We start from the raw sequence: 15,252 nt of genomic DNA, 5'->3' as shown, positions 1-15,252 counted from the left end.
CCCTTATAATTTATATTTCACTACAGTTTGTTACGACGTCTTACATCGAAATAAACTGCAATAATTAACACAATTCCTGTTATGAACAACTGATAATGTGGTTGGAGATCTATATAAGGCAGCCCGACTTTCAGAACACTCATTATGAAGACCCCAATTACTGTTCCGAGTATCGAGCCGATTCCTCCACTCAGTGAAGTCCCTCCAATGACCACTCCGGCGATGGCATCCAGTTCAAAACCAGCACCTTCACCTGGCAATATAGTTGTGTAGGTCGCAGCATAGGCGATACCTGCAATACCTGCGAAAAGTCCACTGATGATATAGGCGACTGTCTCCCAACGATTGACATTGACACCTGAAAGTCTAGTGGCTTCCCTGTTACTTCCGATAGCAAAAATATATCTCCCTATCTTCGTCTTATTGAGAACCAGCGCGGCAAGCAGCGCAAATCCAATGAGTACGAAAATACCTACTGGAAAGTTGTTGGGAAGACGGAAGAGGTTTACATAATAGCCAGCATCGGAACCACGTAATGGAAACGTGACACTCTGCACATTCGAAATGATGGAACCAAGGCCTTGTGCAATCATCATCGTACCGAGTGTAGCAATGAATGGAGGAAGTTTAAATTTGGCAATTAGTATACCGTTGAAAAGTCCGAACAAGCCTCCTATGGCGATGATTGCTATGAGGACCAGCCAAATCGGCAATCCCATCTGAAAAAGCACTCCACCAATGATTGCTGCACACATCATAACAGTTCCTATTGATAGATCGATTCCTCCAGTGATAATTACAAAAGTTACTCCTATAGCCAGAAAACCAATATAATATGAAGCATCAAATATACTGACAAGCGTATCTGTTGATCTGAAGGATTCACTGGATACAGCAAAAAATATATAGATGGCTACGAGCGCCAGAATGGCTATGAATCGTTGTGATGCCACTGCATTTTTTATAGAACTGATGAATCCATTGCTACTGTTGCTTTTCAAGCATATCTCCCCCTTCCCGTGCTGTTGCATAGTGCAGTATCTTCTCTTGTGTTGCTTCATCAATTGACAGTTCTTTAACTTTCCTGCCTTCACACATTACAATGATCCGATCACTCATTCTTAATATTTCTGTCAGTTCAGATGAAATCATGATGATGGATTTTCCAGTTTCAACAAGTCTGTTCATCAGGCTGTAGATTTCACTTTTCGCACCGACATCAATTCCTCTCGTCGGTTCATCGAATATCAATATGTCACTATTGTGCTCCAGCCATTTTGCAATGACGACTTTCTGCTGGTTCCCCCCAGATAAATTTCTAAGGAGTTGCTTTGTTGAACTGGTTTTTATATTTAAGTCATCTATATATTTTTCACTGATTTCGTGAATACGATCATCTTTGATCATCATATTCTTCACATACTTATCAAGTGAGGGTTGTACAACATTGTCGGCGACACTCATTCCGGTAACAATACCAAACTGCTTCCTATCTTCTGAAAGATAACCGATACCTCTATCTGCGGCATCTTTAGGAGTTGAAATTATAACCTTCTCGCCATTGATATGAATCTCTCCGGAGTCCATTGCATCCGCCCCAAAAATCAGCCTGGCAACTTCAGTCCTGCCTGCTCCCATAAGTCCAGAAAAACCGAGTATTTCTCCCTTGCGGAGATCAAAGCTTACGTTTTTCACATCTTTATTGCTCAAGTTCCTGACGGAAAGTACCACTTCAGCATCCTGATCAACATTTGGTTCCAATTTTGGATCTTCGTACACCACCCGGCCGACCATCATGTTGATCAATTCATCCTTGGTTGTCTCCCTGGTTTCAACCTGACCGACATATTCGCCATCACGCATAATGGTGATCTTATCGGTAATTTTGAAAATTTCATCCATCCTATGGGATATATATACAATTGCTATGTTGTTGCTTTTCAACTTATCGATAATCTTGAACAGCTCTTCAATTTCGGTCTCTGTCAAAGAAGCTGTCGGTTCATCAAAAATGACTACCTTGGCTTCCATGGAAACAGCTTTGATGATTTCGACCATCTGCTGTTTTCCGACCGAAAGTTTACCCACTTTTACAGTCGGATCAATATCCATGTTGAATAGTTTGAAAAGCTCTGCAGTTTTTCTATTGATATAGTGATCATCTGTAAAGATTCTGGCCTTGGTACTCTCTCTGCCAATAAAAACATTCTGTGCGACTGTCAAATGGTTCATCAAGTTCAGTTCCTGGTGTACCACAGATATTCCAGCATCCTGTGATTCTTTTGGGTTTTTGAACGCCACAGGTTGTCCTTCATATTGAATGTTGCCTGCGTCCCGATGATGGATTCCCGTGAGTACCTTTACCAATGTGGATTTTCCGGCCCCATTTTCTCCCATTAGAGCATGTACTTCGCCTCTGTTCAAAATGAGGTTCGCTTTCTTCAATGCTTTTACTACCCCAAATGACTTATCGATTTCCTTCATTTCCAAAATTGTATCGTGATTCAATATCTTCACCCCCTGCTTTATGAAATAACCCCTTTTTTCAATATGATGTTGGCATATAATGCTTTTTCGCTTGTCGTAACAATTGCATAAGCTTCCTTGCTTCTTTTATAGAAATCGAAGCGATCAATATACTCAATCTGTACGTTCTCTTCTTCAGACGCCTTCAGGATTCTGTTGTAGGATTGCCATATCTCCGGATCCTTTGCTGCACTATCACCCACTGCCATCAATGAAACTGGAGTGTCGACATATGTATCAAGAGGGAACAGTTCCAAGATCGATTCCAATAGCTCTGTCGTCCCCAAACCATCACAACGTATCAGTTTATTAGCATGTGAAGCTGCTGGAAAGTTGCCATCTCCAATGACGACTTCATCCCCATGTCCCATTTCCATCAATATTTTCAATAGATATGGAGACAAGGTTCTCGGGATTTTTTTCAGGATTTCAAACGCCCCCTTTAACTTTGGATTGGAGAATTCTACTGTAGTTGGTATATTGCTTTTCCCAGTCTGGGAAGTTTCTCCCCTGATACTTTTTGAGGTCGAAAGAAGTCCTGACAATCTGCCTCGCTTCTGTAACATCTTTTATGACACCGAGAGATATCAACTGGACAGCACTGTTGCCGATTACCGTTGCTTCGACAGGGCCTGCTATGACTTCCAGACCACTTGCATCCGCCACCATCTGGCAAAGGATCTCTGCCTGGGAACCACCACCGACAATATATGCATTCTTGAATTCTCTGTCAGTACTATCCATAATCTCTTCAAATACATGACGATACTTCAAAGCCAGGCTTTCATAAATGGTACGGAATATTTCACCGTCTGTCTGTGGTACCTTTTGATTTGTCTTCGAGGCATAATTCCTTATTCGTGAAGGCATATCCCCGGGTGGCTGAAAATCAGCAGCGTCCGTATCGATAAAACAAGTGAATGATCCGGATTGTCTGATCAGATCCGTCACTTCATCATAGGAGTAGTGTCTGCCTTCCTTTTCGAACTGCTTTACTGTTTCCTGAAGAATCCATAACCCTGTTACATTCTTCAAAAAATGTGTCGTGTCATTGTAACCGCTTTCATTTGTGATGTTATAGTGTGCTGATTTGGAAGAAATAATCGGCTCATCCAATTCTGTTCCAATAAGTGACCATGTTCCACATGAGATAAATAGAAACGATGACTCCTCGGCAGGTACACTGCCCACCGCACTTGCAGTATCATGTGAAGTTGTCGCTACCACTGGCAATTGCGGCACTCCGACTTCATTAGCCAGAGTTTCTGAAATCCGTCCAATTATTTCTCCAGAATCTACAACCTTCTGAAAAATACCCCTTGGTAAATCCAATCTATCAATGATGTATGAGTTCCAATCTTTCCTATAGGGGTCAAAAAGCTGCGTAGTCGATGCGATCGTTTTCTCTGTACATTTAACACCCGTCAAGAGGTAGTTCAAAAGATCTGGCATAAGTAGTAGTGATTCAGCCTGGTTCAGATTCTCCTCTTTATATTTTTTTAAATACATGAGTTGAAAAATTGTATTGAAGTAAATGATCTGATTTCCTGTCATTTCGTAAAGTTCCTGCTGTGATAAATATTTTTCCACTTCATTGAGCATACCTTCTGTTCTCGAATCTCTGTAGTGTGCTGGGTTTTGGATCAGTTTCCCCTCTTTGTCAAGCAGAGCGAAGTCGACACCCCATGTGTCGATTCCGATACTTTCGATTTTCGTGTGGCTGCCGATGTTCATCAATACTTTTTTAATTTCTCCAAAGAGCTGTTCAATATTCCAGCACAGTGTATCATCACAAATGATTGGCACGTTTTCAAAACGATGTACTTCATCCAGCTGGAGCGTACGTCCATCATATGTACTTATGATGGCTCGCCCACCGGATGCACCAAAATCAAAAGACAACACTTTTTTAAGCATTATCTTCCACCCCCTTTTTTGATTTCGATTATCACAGTTTTTGTTTTTTCAGAAGACTTGAACGATACGTCTCTGCCGATAGATTTCGTAAATCATCACATTCTTCCTCTGAAAGTATATTTGGTTTGCCTACCATGGAAGAAATAGCGTAAACCTTTGCCGCCTCTTCGGTCAATTGCATGTAGAAAAAAGCTTCTTTCATTGTTGCTCCCACAGTGAGTACTCCATGATTTCTCATCACTACAGCCTGACTTTCAGCCACTACTTCCCCCACTGCTTCAGCAATAAGATGATTGGTAGGAATCACATAATCTATATAGGAAACCTTTTTTACCATTGCCGGATAGTCTGGGAACATGGGCTGGATCTCTTGGCCTGCTGAAGACACCGCTATCGAATATGTCGGATGTGCATGCAGTACTGCTTTGATTCCAGGACTTCTTCGAAAGCACTCCAAATGCATTTCCAACTCTGAAGAAGGTTTCAATTCACTCATAACCTCTCCTGTCTCCAGCTTGACTTTGACCCAATCTTCTTCTGTGATTTCTTTTAGATCGTATCCGCTTGGAGATATATACATATATGTATCATCCCGAACACTCAAGTTTCCGCCAGCTCCGACAACCAGGTTAGTATCGACCATTTTTGCTGCATACTTGGATAATTCTTTCAAAATTTCACTCATACAGGAAAACTCCTTTTCAGTAAGGATTATCATCATAAAGTAAACGCTTTCATTTATTTTTAAAAAAAAGATGTATCTGTATTTATACCTTATTGACTAAGAACAACTGAACCATGGAATATCTTTGTTTGTTTATTTATATGTTTGTTTACTTTTGATATTTCACAGTATATCAGAATAAAACAAAATAATAAAGCTAATTTTCAAAATTTTTATTATTTTTATTTGATACCTATAACTGGTAAACAGAAATAAATACAGAAAAATTAATATTACAAATAAAAACACCGCTAAGTCATCATAGTGACAAGCGGTGAGTCAGTCAATGGAATATTAGTTTTCTATATACGCCATAATCAGTTCAAACGTATTCTCTATCGCATCCGTATGTGTGCGCTCCATACCGTGACTGCTCGCAACACCTGGACCGATCAGTGCGGCTTTGATGTTTGCACCGGCACCGAGTGCTGCAGATGCGTCGCTGCCGTACATTGGATAGATATCGACCGCGTAGTTGAGCTCCTTATCTTTCGCATGATTGATAAGGTCTGTCGTCATACCGTAGTCATAAGGCCCTGATGAATCTTTTGCGCAGATGGATACGTCGAACTCTGTACATTCGAGATCCAGTCCGATACATCCCATATCGACTGCGAGAAGTTCAGTGATCTCCTCTGGAATCCATGCGGCACCGTGACCCACTTCTTCATAGGTGGAGAAGATGAACTTCAGGTTTGTGGCAGGGACGATATTCTCCGCCTTTAGTCCTTTCAGTACACTGACCAGGATGGCCACAGATGCTTTATCATCCAGGAATCTGGATTTTACAAAACCTGAATCCGTGACGACGACTTTCGGATCGTAAGCAATAATATCGCCATTCTGGATGCCCAACTCTTTAACATCCTCTTTGCTCGTGACACGTTCATCCAGCTTGACGACGAGGCCATCGATATCCCGTTCCTTCGTTGCTGCGTCCTTATAGACGTGAATGGATGGTGACTTGGATAGAATCGTACCTGTAAATACCTTGTCGTCGCGGGTAATGATATCGCAGTATTCCCCATCAAGCGTTGGTGTAAGCGGCCCGCCGAGTTTGGTCAATGACAGTGTGCCATCATCGTTGATGGAACGCACCATCAGACCCAGTGTATCCACGTGGGCACTGAGCCCCCGGGTACGTGAAGTATCCTTGCCTGCTACACTGACAACCAGGTTGCCCTTCGGTGTTGTTTCGGTATCATAACCGACCGATTCAAGTGTTTCGCGCACATGATCCACCGCGTGTTTTGTATATCCTGACGGGCTGTTGATCGACAGTAGTTCTGTCAGAAATGAAATCGTCTCTTCTTTTTTAAACATATTAGTATGTATGAACAAATCCGTATTTATTCATACGCTCCCCTCCATCCTATGTATAATACAATAAATAAAAAACTGACAGCGGCCATATTATAGCATACCTAAAACAAAGATAACTCTGGAGAGAATGTGTCTCCAGAGTTATTCATGTCTAAGCTCTCAGTGTCCCTTTCGCGGTAGCCAGCTGCTCACCATTTTCCAGGAATTCTTCGATGCCTTCTGCTGCTCTGTAGGAAAGTGCACCGATGGTTGGTGTCGGGTGGTGTCCACCGAACTGTGGAAATGCAGATCCACCAACGACAAACAAGTTATCGACATCCCACATCTGAAGATAGTTGTTGACGACCGATGTTTCCGGATCCTCTCCCATAACGACGCCACCTGTATAGTGGCCACCGGAATAGACGTGATTGAACTCTTCAGGCACTTCATCATCCTGGATGATATCGGCGCCCATCTCTTCCATGATCTCATGACACTTCTCCACACCGAACTGCGCAATGGCGCGCTCTTGAGAACCAAACTTATACGTCGCACGAAGGAGCGGGTCACCGTATTCGTCAACATATGTAGGATCAAGATCCAAATAGTTGTGCCAGTATGACATGGCAATATTCGTGTACCAGATTCTTAATGCTCTGTACGCGTAGTGTAATGAATCTGCCTTATACTGTTTTCCCCAGCTTGGCGTATCGCTTGGGCGGTTATTACTGCTCGAGATGGCTCCGAAACCGTATTGTCTCAGCTCAATGGCACCGCCGCCAATGAAATCAAGATCTGTGTGGTCGAAGTTATCTGCTGCATAATCTGTCACTGCCGCACCGAGTGCACCCGCGCCCATGTAGAGATTGAACCTTTCATTTTCAAATAATCCTTGGGTACCGTTGAACGCGGAGTTGTACTGACCATTGAAATTGCGACCCAAGGTGCCTTCCCTTGTTTCCGGATCATACTGTTCTCCGATATCTGAAAGCATCAGCAACCGGTTATTCGTAAAGGCAAATGCTGCCAGTACAACGACGTCTGCGGGCTGTTCATATTCTTCCCCTGTCGTTTCGTCGACGTACATGACACCCGTTGCTTTTTGTGTTTCCTCATCATAGAGTACCCGTCGGACATTGGCGCGTGTTCTAAGTTCAAAGCTATCCTGCTTCAAAGCAGTCGGCACAACTGTCGCAAGTGGATCCGATTTTGCTGCAAAGTCACACCCGGCTCTTGTACAGAACGAACAGTACATGCACGCATTCAGCTGCTCACCATCCGGGTTCTCGTAATTCTGAGATAAGTTTCCGGCAGCCACTTGGAATGGATGCAGGCCGAGATTCGCTGTCGCGTCTTTGAATAGTTTCAATGATGGTGTTTCCATAAGAGGTGGGTTCGGCCATGGACGGTTGCGTTCCGGTGCCAATGGATCCTGTTCACCAGAGATGCCAGCAGTATACTCCCACTTCTCATAGTACGGTTCCATTTCTTCATATGAAATGCCCCAGTCCTGCAAGTTCATATCGTCAGGAATCTTATCCTCACCGTAGCGATCGATCGTCTGGCTTCTGATCTCAAATTCATACGGCCAATACCGGTATGTTGCACCCGCCCAGTGGAGGCTGGCGCCACCGATATCCGTACCGAGCTGCATATCTTTCGTTGTTCTGATCGGCAGTGCCGTGTCATCCACTTCGTTTCTCGATGTGACTGTATCTCCGGATAGATTCTGCATGATGTGGTAGCGGTTATCAAAACGCAGTTCATCCTTCACACCAATGAAGTCACTGCGCTTTTTGCTACTGCCTTTTTCCAAGCCCACAACACTTCTGCCGGCTTTCGCCAGTTCTGCAGCAATAATACCGCCCGCCCAGCCCATGCCAACGACAACAACGTCTACTTTTTCAAGTTCTTCAGCCATCTATACTCCGCCTCCTTGATATGATCTTAAACTTTCAGGCTCAAGGGATTGGAATTCCTCTGACTGGATATCGTTTGTCCAGCCCATACGTGGACCAGGATACTCTATCATCTTCCATCCTTGCATATCTTTGTTGCCGCCATACGCGGGATCGGCATAGACACCTTCTATCGTCGTATTGCGCAGAAGTGAAAAGAAAGCCTCTGCGCGCATGCCCGGTACTTCCACATCGCCTGATTCAAACATTTTCAGCAATTCGTCTTGAGTTTCTTCGTCCAGGTTATGAAACGCTTCATCGTGCTCTTCCTGGCTGACTTCCTGCAGACGTCTGATGCCAAGCAGGAACATGTCGCCTCGATTCAATTTTTCCTGACGACCATGGGTATCGGACGCCATCGGTCTAAACGGCCCCATTTTATAATCGGTACCGTTCGCACCCCAAAAGCCGTACAGCTGCTTGTCGATGAAATAAGGCACACCCAGTGCGATTGCACCTGGACCGTTATCATCTTCTGGATAGATTCTCTCAGTCGCAGCAGCAAGTGTTTCAAAGTCCTCACTCCGACTGAAGAAAGTCCGTGCGTCGTACGTTTCTGCTTGTGCTGTCTGACCACCCTCAGCACCATCACTCCCGGTAGCGCTTTCAGGCTGTTGCGCATTATTCGAACCATGCTCCATCCCAACCAGACCGCCGAGTAGAGACCCACCAACAATACCACCGGCGGCGACACCGGATGTTTTAAGGAAATCCCGACGTGAGAATGTCTTTTCCTTGTGTTCCTTGCCTTTCCGTTCATTATTATCCATAATTACCCTCCTTTTTCCAAAAATTGATCTAGCCTCAGTTCCAGTCTATGGATTGTTCACAAGTTTGTCAAAGTGAACTGGGAACGGTTTCAATAGTATTCTCGCAAATTTCATTATCAGGTCGTTGTTTTTCTGAAATATTAATTCACAACAGCGATTATGAATAAAAGAATCCAGAAAACGAATGTTTTCTGGATTCTTGGTGCTTACATTTGCAGTACAATATTCTTCATTGCATAACGAGACTCTCCAGATCTCTCGGATATTCCGTGATAATGTCTGCGCCATCTTCAGTCAGGACAACCGTATCGGAATGTCTGAACCCACCGACGTCCGGGATATAGATACCGGGTTCGACACAGAATACCATATCCGGTTCGAGCACAAGGTCATTATCGAATCGGAGTGAAGGTTCTTCGTGCTGTCCGATGCCGATGCCGTGCCCGGTCCTGTGGGAAACATATGCTTCATAGCCGGCTGGACGAATGATTTCGAGAGCGGCTTCATTGACGGCTTTTGCCGTTACGCCGGGCTTGATGAAATCAAGCGCTGCGAGATGGGCTTCCAGCATGACTTTGAACTCCTTCTCCTGCGCTTCTGTCGGCTGGCCGATGAAGCATGTCCGTTCACATTCTGCACGGTAGCCGTTCAGGCCGACCTGACGGCTGTGGATGATGACGTCCCCTTCTTCCAGTTTCCGGGTGTTGGAGAAGATATGCGGCATGTTGGTCCGCGCGACACCTGAAGGAGACATGACGAAGAAGTCCAATGTCGAATCGGTGTAGTGTTCGGACACCGTATCGAAAAGATACTGGTTGCCGTGGTAGTCGATTTCAAGCTCCGATTCCCCTGGCTTGGAGTTCTCGATCGTGTGCTTGAGTGCACCGCTCACCAGTTCTCCGGAACGCTTGATCAGTTCGATCTCTTCTGCACTCTTGATGGCACGCATCTGTGCAATATCTTTCTGGATATCGACAAGTGTCCCATTTTTCTTTTTGATCGAGGAGGACAGTTTTACTGGCAGCGACTCACTTTCAATCCCAATCCGACCGCCATCATTCAGCCCGGACAGTACTTCATCGAAAAGCGTAAGATAATCTGTACTGCCACCGTCATTGCCTCCCACTTCATGGTAGACATGGATATGGTCAGCTGCCGTCTTCTCCCTGGCATGCTTTTCTTCAAGCTTCGGAATGATCAGGCTCTGCTGGTCCCGTTCAACAATCATGATGATGGGTCTCGAGTAGGTGATTGCTCTCAGTCCACTGAAATAGAACTGATTTTCAAAATTGAATATGATGACTCTATCGAGCTGCTTTTCTGTCATGAGTGCTCTCAAGTTCTCGATTCTTTTCGCTCTATCCATTTTCCGGTGCTCCCTTCAGTTCGTTATGCTGTCCTTTGGTGAACATCGCTACGACGAACAGTACGATGAAGGCGATCGGCACAGAGATGATTGCCGAGTTGATGCCTGTCGACTGGACGAAGAAGAACTCCCAGAACAATGTGGAAACGAGTCCGGACGCCATGGACGCAAGACCGGCAGCCTTGGTGACTTTCGGGAACAGGAAGACTGCGAGCAGTGCCGGTGTGATACCTGCGCCATATACTGTATAGGCATACATCTGTACGGACAGTACCGTCGGGAAATACATCGTCAGCAGGAACGCGATGATACCGAGGATCGGGATGAGAATTCTTGTGTAGACGAGCTTCTGATGATCATCGATATCTTTCTTCATGTACTTTCCAACAAGGTCATAGACGACACTGGTTGCAGCAGACAATAGATAGGAGTTTCCTGTTGTGACGATGAATGCAGTGAGTGCCGCAATCAGTATGCCGCCGATGACAACCGGCAGTACACTTGTGATCGCAATCAGTGCCATGCCCGGGTCGATGTCGGGAAACATGGAACGGGATATGAACGCGAGAATGGAGATCAGGGGTGTCACGATGATCAGACCGATGATCCAGCCGGCTGTACCGAGCTTTGTGGATTTGTCATTCATTGAAGAAGACATCCGCTGATAGATGTTCTGGTCCCCGAGCAGCAGGAACAGTGTCGGGATATAATACCCCATAAGCTGTATGAAACTGAGTGATCCGGTCGCGCTCAGATGACTCTCCGGCACATTCGATGTGATCTCACTCCAGCCGCCGCCGACGGATAGTGCGATCGGCAGTGCAATGATCAGGCCGAAGATGACCAGGAATGCACTGAATGCATCCGTCGGTGCGACTGACATCAAACCGCCGATGCCGGCCAGGAATATGATGATGACTGCAGCGATGATGGTCGCTGTGCCGACAGGGATACCGATTGAAATGTTCAGGATGTATGCCAGCCCCTGGTACTGGTATGAAACGATGCCGACAAAAGCAAGAATGATGATGAAGGCAGCGAGCAGGCTTGCCGCCCTGCCGTATTTTACTTCAAGTATTTCTGCGACGGTGTATTTACCGTAGTTTTTAATCTTTGATGAAATCAGGAAAATCGTCCCGATCCCGATGAGTGATGGCAGTGTCGACATGAGCGCCGGCCATATGCCGAAGGAATAGGCCAGTGAGTTCTGTCCACCCGTTACTGAACCGCTTCCCACCCATGTTGCAAGCAGTGTCCCCATCAGAACGACAGGGCCGAGCGACTTCCCGGCGAGTATGAAGTCCTCGCTTGAACTGATCTTTTTTGAGTAGTACATGCCAAGAAGCAGCATGAATACGCCGTAACCAACGACAAACCAGATAAGCACGGGTTGATTCGTAAATTCCATTTATTATTTCCCCCTTTGTTTTGTGGTGCCTATAACAACCTAACACAATACAATTCTTATTTCATCCTCTACTCTATCAACAAGTGTCACAAATCCTATAAAGTCAAGAGATAGGCTCAAAAAAATAATTTAAAAACACTTCTTAATAAAATATTTCAAGAATAAATAAAAAACATTCTGAAATTGTATGCCAATCCCAGAATGCCTCGTTTTAGATGTTATTACTCACTGAACCAGTATATGCCCATCCGATAGACCCACATCTTGATATATTCACTGGACCAGATATAGAATGCATCGCTGCCCTCATGCCATCTCCCATCCTGCTCTGATAGTGCTGAAATATACTTGAATTCAAAACTGCCATCGTTCAGCTTGTCATAGATGTACTTCGACCGTTTGATGTGATAGTCGCTTGTGACAATGAGGGCTGAATCCATGCCTCGATCCTCCATGATATCAATCGTAATGGTGGCGTTGGTATAGGTACTGATGGCTTCATCCTCCAGTATGAGTGCTTCTTCTGAAATCCCATATTCCATTGCGAGTGCCGAACTCTGTGTCGATTCTTCCGATTCGACTACAGGTGTAATCAGTACTTGATCTGCATAGCCATCCAGGTACAACTGGGCGGCTTTCTGCATTCTCGCTTCATCGCCTCCTCCAAGCATCACAATCAGATCACTTTCTACAGGCGCGTCAGAATAGTTATGGCTGAAACTTTCAATCAATGATAGGACAACCAGCATCAGCGCAATGCAAACCACAATAATTATGATTCTTATTTTCATAGGTCCTCCTGATCGAGCATAATGATGCAGATGAATTCTGTTTCACTATCAGCCCAGATGACATCACTCAAAATCAGAACTGCATTCCAAAACAGGATTCCTGGAATGCAGCCTCTGAATCAATTTTCTTTTACAGCGATACGCGGTGCACGATAGGCAGGGAAATAATCGGTCTTTTTATCGATACCTTTCTGCCGGCATAACGCATCATACGCTGTCCTATTCCATATTTTCATGCCGATATGGAATTCGAACTCGGTATGGTTTGAAAAACGCTTCTTGAACTTCAGGACGGAGTCGTCTTCAGCATTGGAGACACCCCCGCCGTAATGGACGAGGGAGAAGTCATTCGCCTTCGCCCAGTTCATCATCGTGTATTTCAGAAGGTAGGCTGGTGAATGATGAAGATGTTCCGCCAGGGTGCCATTCAGATGATCGTGGATGATGTCTTCAGAAATGAAGTACAGCCCCATCGCAATGATCTGACCTTCAAAATAGACGCTCGTTGTGACCAGCCTGTTTCCGAATTTCCTTTTCAATCCTTCGAAATACGCACGGTCGAAATAGTAGAAATCCGTCGCATGATGGCGGTCCATCGTATCATTATAGATTGCAATGAAGTCTTCAATATCGTGGAAACCTCTCGCCAGTATACAGGAGAACTTCTCATCTTTAACCAGTTTTCTGACACGCCTGCGTGCAGTCGCACAGAATTCACTTTGGAAGATGTCGGTGGAACTTATCAGGTCTGTGCCTACAGTCTTTCTCATATACTTCACATCATAGACACTTCTGAATGACTCCTGGTTCTGGAATAAAGGATGGAATCTCACAAACTCGGATACGATGCTGTGCTTATCGCAATAGTCCATAAGTGTCTCTTCAAAAACTTCGATAAGCTTTTTCAGATTCACATATTCGTGGACGACCGGTCCTCCATATCCATATGGCGTGATCAGATCATAGTACTTTTCACCATCTATTCCGGTATCAATTTCTCTTTTTATGGCCGTATGGGTAATATGACCATACTCGCATTGAATTTCAATGGAAATTGCCTCTCCGTGTTCTATCAGCTCGTTGACCTCTGCATACTCTTTTGTAAAATAGATATCTCTATTCACTGTCCGTCCTCCAAATAAGTAGATTCACCGCTTATCATTTCTGCGAAGTTGTGCCATCAAGCGAAAAGTTCCTGGGCAAGGATGCGTTCCCTGCACAGACCGATGACCTCATTTATTTCCGCTTCAGTCATCTTCGTATCCGATGGCAGGCAGATGCCGTGCTCGAACAGATACTTCGCATTGTCATCTCCACCGTGGAAATACTCGGACCCGTCAAATAGCGGCTGCATATGAAGCGGCTTCCAGACATGCCTTGCTTCGATATTGCTTTCTCCAAGATGTTCGATCAGCTCGCCTGCGCTGACACCCACCTTCTTAGGGTCGATGAGCATCGTGGACAGCCATCTTGTATGGTATGACCCTTCGATCTCCGGCATGAATTCGATACCGTCTACATCTCCAAGCCCCGCCACATACTTATCGAAAATATTACGCTTCTGCTCGATGCGTTCTTCCAGCACTTCCATCTGTCCTCTTCCAATGCCCGCACAGACATTGCTCAGACGATAGTTGTATCCAACCGTTTCATGCTGATAATAAGCCGCATTCTCTTTGGATTGGGTCGCTTTCTTCAAGGCCCTTTCTATGAGCACCTCATCATTTGAAATGATCATCCCGCCCCCTGATGTCGTGATGATCTTGTTCCCGTTGAAAGAAAAGATGCCGAATCTGCCGAAGGTTCCACTCATCCTGCCCTTGTAGACGGCCCCAAGGGATTCTGCTGCATCCTCGATTATTGGGACACCATACCGTCTGCATATTTCGCCGATTTCATCCATGCGTGCCGACTGGCCATACAGGTTGACGACAACGACCGCTTTTGGCTTTTTGCCGAGCATCTTGTAGTATTTCAAAGCCTTTTCCAAAGACTTTGGACACATGTTCCAGCTGTCCATCTCGGAATCGATGAATACCGGCTTGCCGCCATGATAGAGAATCGGATTTGCACTGGCTACAAAAGTGAGTGATGAACAGAGCACAATATCGCCCTGTTCGACTTTCAGGAGATCAAGTGCAATGTGGATGGCCCCCGTCCCACTACTTAAAGCACATGCTGCATTTGCTCCTGTAAATTCCTTGACCTGTTCCTCGAATCTATCAACATTTTCTCCCAATGGTGCAATCCAGTTTGTACTGAACGCTTCCTGGACGTACTTCGTTTCAGTGCCACCCATATGAGGTGATGACAAAAGGATTCTGCGCTTCGACATAATCTGGTCACCTCTCCCTTAATTGAATTGTCTTACCCGTTCAATTCCGCACATCTCCAGCTTCCCGACAAAGCCGATGATGTGTGCTTCACAACTATATGGAACGTCGCATGACTCAAATTGGTCTCTCTCTATCCATGCACGCTCCACTT

Annotated in this window: 13 protein-coding genes; all 13 read right to left on the bottom strand. The window is 45.1% G+C overall.

Translation table 11 applies throughout. The features are described 5' to 3' along the window. Nucleotides 1-20: 20 nt before the first annotated feature. Nucleotides 21-1,001: an ABC transporter permease gene (locus tag GQ671_RS06995; RefSeq protein ID WP_211364893.1), complete on the bottom strand. Its 981-nt coding sequence runs from the start codon at nt 999-1,001 to the stop codon at nt 21-23. Further along, nucleotides 985-2,484, bottom strand: a complete 1,500-nt coding sequence (locus GQ671_RS06990; protein ID WP_211364898.1) for a sugar ABC transporter ATP-binding protein — start codon at nt 2,482-2,484, stop codon at nt 985-987. Before GQ671_RS06990 ends, GQ671_RS06995 begins: the two co-directional genes overlap by 17 nt. Nucleotides 2,485-2,525: 41 nt before the next feature. After that, the gene (locus GQ671_RS06985) at nt 2,526-2,954 is read right to left on the bottom strand and encodes an RbsD/FucU family protein (protein WP_160655065.1); all 429 of its coding nucleotides are present in this window, start codon (nt 2,952-2,954) and stop codon (nt 2,526-2,528) included. Between the two features lies 1 nt (nt 2,955). After that, nucleotides 2,956-4,443 carry a rhamnulokinase gene (locus GQ671_RS06980; protein ID WP_160654682.1) on the bottom strand — a complete coding sequence of 496 codons (1,488 nt, stop codon included), beginning with the start codon at nt 4,441-4,443 and terminating at the stop codon, nt 2,956-2,958. Between the two features lie 31 nt (nt 4,444-4,474). Then, on the bottom strand, nt 4,475-5,128 hold the full coding sequence (locus GQ671_RS06975; RefSeq protein WP_160654679.1) for a class II aldolase/adducin family protein: 654 nt from the start codon (nt 5,126-5,128) through the stop codon (nt 4,475-4,477). A gap of 333 nt (nt 5,129-5,461) precedes the next feature. Continuing rightward, nucleotides 5,462-6,490: a M42 family metallopeptidase gene (locus GQ671_RS06970; RefSeq protein ID WP_160654676.1), complete on the bottom strand. Its 1,029-nt coding sequence runs from the start codon at nt 6,488-6,490 to the stop codon at nt 5,462-5,464. A 151-nt stretch (nt 6,491-6,641) separates the two neighbouring features. Further along, complete coding sequence (locus tag GQ671_RS06965; protein WP_160654673.1) at nt 6,642-8,393, bottom strand: GMC family oxidoreductase; 1,752 nt, start codon at nt 8,391-8,393, stop codon at nt 6,642-6,644. Continuing rightward, the gene (locus GQ671_RS06960; RefSeq protein ID WP_160654669.1) at nt 8,394-9,200 is read right to left on the bottom strand and encodes a gluconate 2-dehydrogenase subunit 3 family protein; all 807 of its coding nucleotides are present in this window, start codon (nt 9,198-9,200) and stop codon (nt 8,394-8,396) included. It lies immediately after the preceding gene. Between the two features lie 229 nt (nt 9,201-9,429). Further along, complete coding sequence (locus GQ671_RS06955) at nt 9,430-10,566, bottom strand: M24 family metallopeptidase (RefSeq protein ID WP_160654667.1); 1,137 nt, start codon at nt 10,564-10,566, stop codon at nt 9,430-9,432. Beyond that, nucleotides 10,559-11,974: a sodium:solute symporter family protein gene (locus tag GQ671_RS06950; protein WP_160654664.1), complete on the bottom strand. Its 1,416-nt coding sequence runs from the start codon at nt 11,972-11,974 to the stop codon at nt 10,559-10,561. The genes GQ671_RS06955 and GQ671_RS06950 overlap by 8 nt, the downstream gene beginning before the upstream one ends. A 221-nt stretch (nt 11,975-12,195) precedes the next feature. Then, complete coding sequence (locus GQ671_RS06945) at nt 12,196-12,765, bottom strand: YdcF family protein (protein WP_160654661.1); 570 nt, start codon at nt 12,763-12,765, stop codon at nt 12,196-12,198. 119 nt (nt 12,766-12,884) lie between these two features. Then, nucleotides 12,885-13,889 carry a GNAT family N-acetyltransferase gene (locus tag GQ671_RS06940; protein WP_160654658.1) on the bottom strand — a complete coding sequence of 335 codons (1,005 nt, stop codon included), beginning with the start codon at nt 13,887-13,889 and terminating at the stop codon, nt 12,885-12,887. A gap of 56 nt (nt 13,890-13,945) precedes the next feature. Next, nucleotides 13,946-15,100, bottom strand: a complete 1,155-nt coding sequence (locus tag GQ671_RS06935; protein WP_160654655.1) for an aminotransferase class I/II-fold pyridoxal phosphate-dependent enzyme — start codon at nt 15,098-15,100, stop codon at nt 13,946-13,948. Nucleotides 15,101-15,252: the final 152 nt, after the last annotated feature.

Source organism: Salinicoccus hispanicus, assembly GCF_009831115.1.
GTDB classification, from domain to species: Bacteria; Bacillota; Bacilli; order Staphylococcales; family Salinicoccaceae; genus Salinicoccus; species Salinicoccus hispanicus.
This window is presented reverse-complemented; position numbering and strand designations above follow the sequence as displayed.

What these genes read in the sequence shown, in the direction of transcription:
- GQ671_RS06975 (WP_160654679.1), bottom strand. Translation starts at nt 5,128, where the DNA reads ATGAGTGAAATTTTGAAAGAATTATCCAAGTATGCAGCAAAAATGGTC.
- GQ671_RS06935 (WP_160654655.1), bottom strand. Translation starts at nt 15,100, where the DNA reads ATGTCGAAGCGCAGAATCCTTTTGTCATCACCTCATATGGGTGGCACT.
- GQ671_RS06970 (WP_160654676.1), bottom strand. Translation starts at nt 6,490, where the DNA reads ATGTTTAAAAAAGAAGAGACGATTTCATTTCTGACAGAACTACTGTCG.
- GQ671_RS06945 (WP_160654661.1), bottom strand. Translation starts at nt 12,765, where the DNA reads ATGAAAATAAGAATCATAATTATTGTGGTTTGCATTGCGCTGATGCTG.
- GQ671_RS06950 (WP_160654664.1), bottom strand. Translation starts at nt 11,974, where the DNA reads ATGGAATTTACGAATCAACCCGTGCTTATCTGGTTTGTCGTTGGTTAC.
- GQ671_RS06955 (WP_160654667.1), bottom strand. Translation starts at nt 10,566, where the DNA reads ATGGATAGAGCGAAAAGAATCGAGAACTTGAGAGCACTCATGACAGAA.
- GQ671_RS06960 (WP_160654669.1), bottom strand. Translation starts at nt 9,200, where the DNA reads ATGGATAATAATGAACGGAAAGGCAAGGAACACAAGGAAAAGACATTC.
- GQ671_RS06980 (WP_160654682.1), bottom strand. Translation starts at nt 4,443, where the DNA reads ATGCTTAAAAAAGTGTTGTCTTTTGATTTTGGTGCATCCGGTGGGCGA.
- GQ671_RS06990 (WP_211364898.1), bottom strand. Translation starts at nt 2,484, where the DNA reads ATGAAGGAAATCGATAAGTCATTTGGGGTAGTAAAAGCATTGAAGAAA.
- GQ671_RS06965 (WP_160654673.1), bottom strand. Translation starts at nt 8,393, where the DNA reads ATGGCTGAAGAACTTGAAAAAGTAGACGTTGTTGTCGTTGGCATGGGC.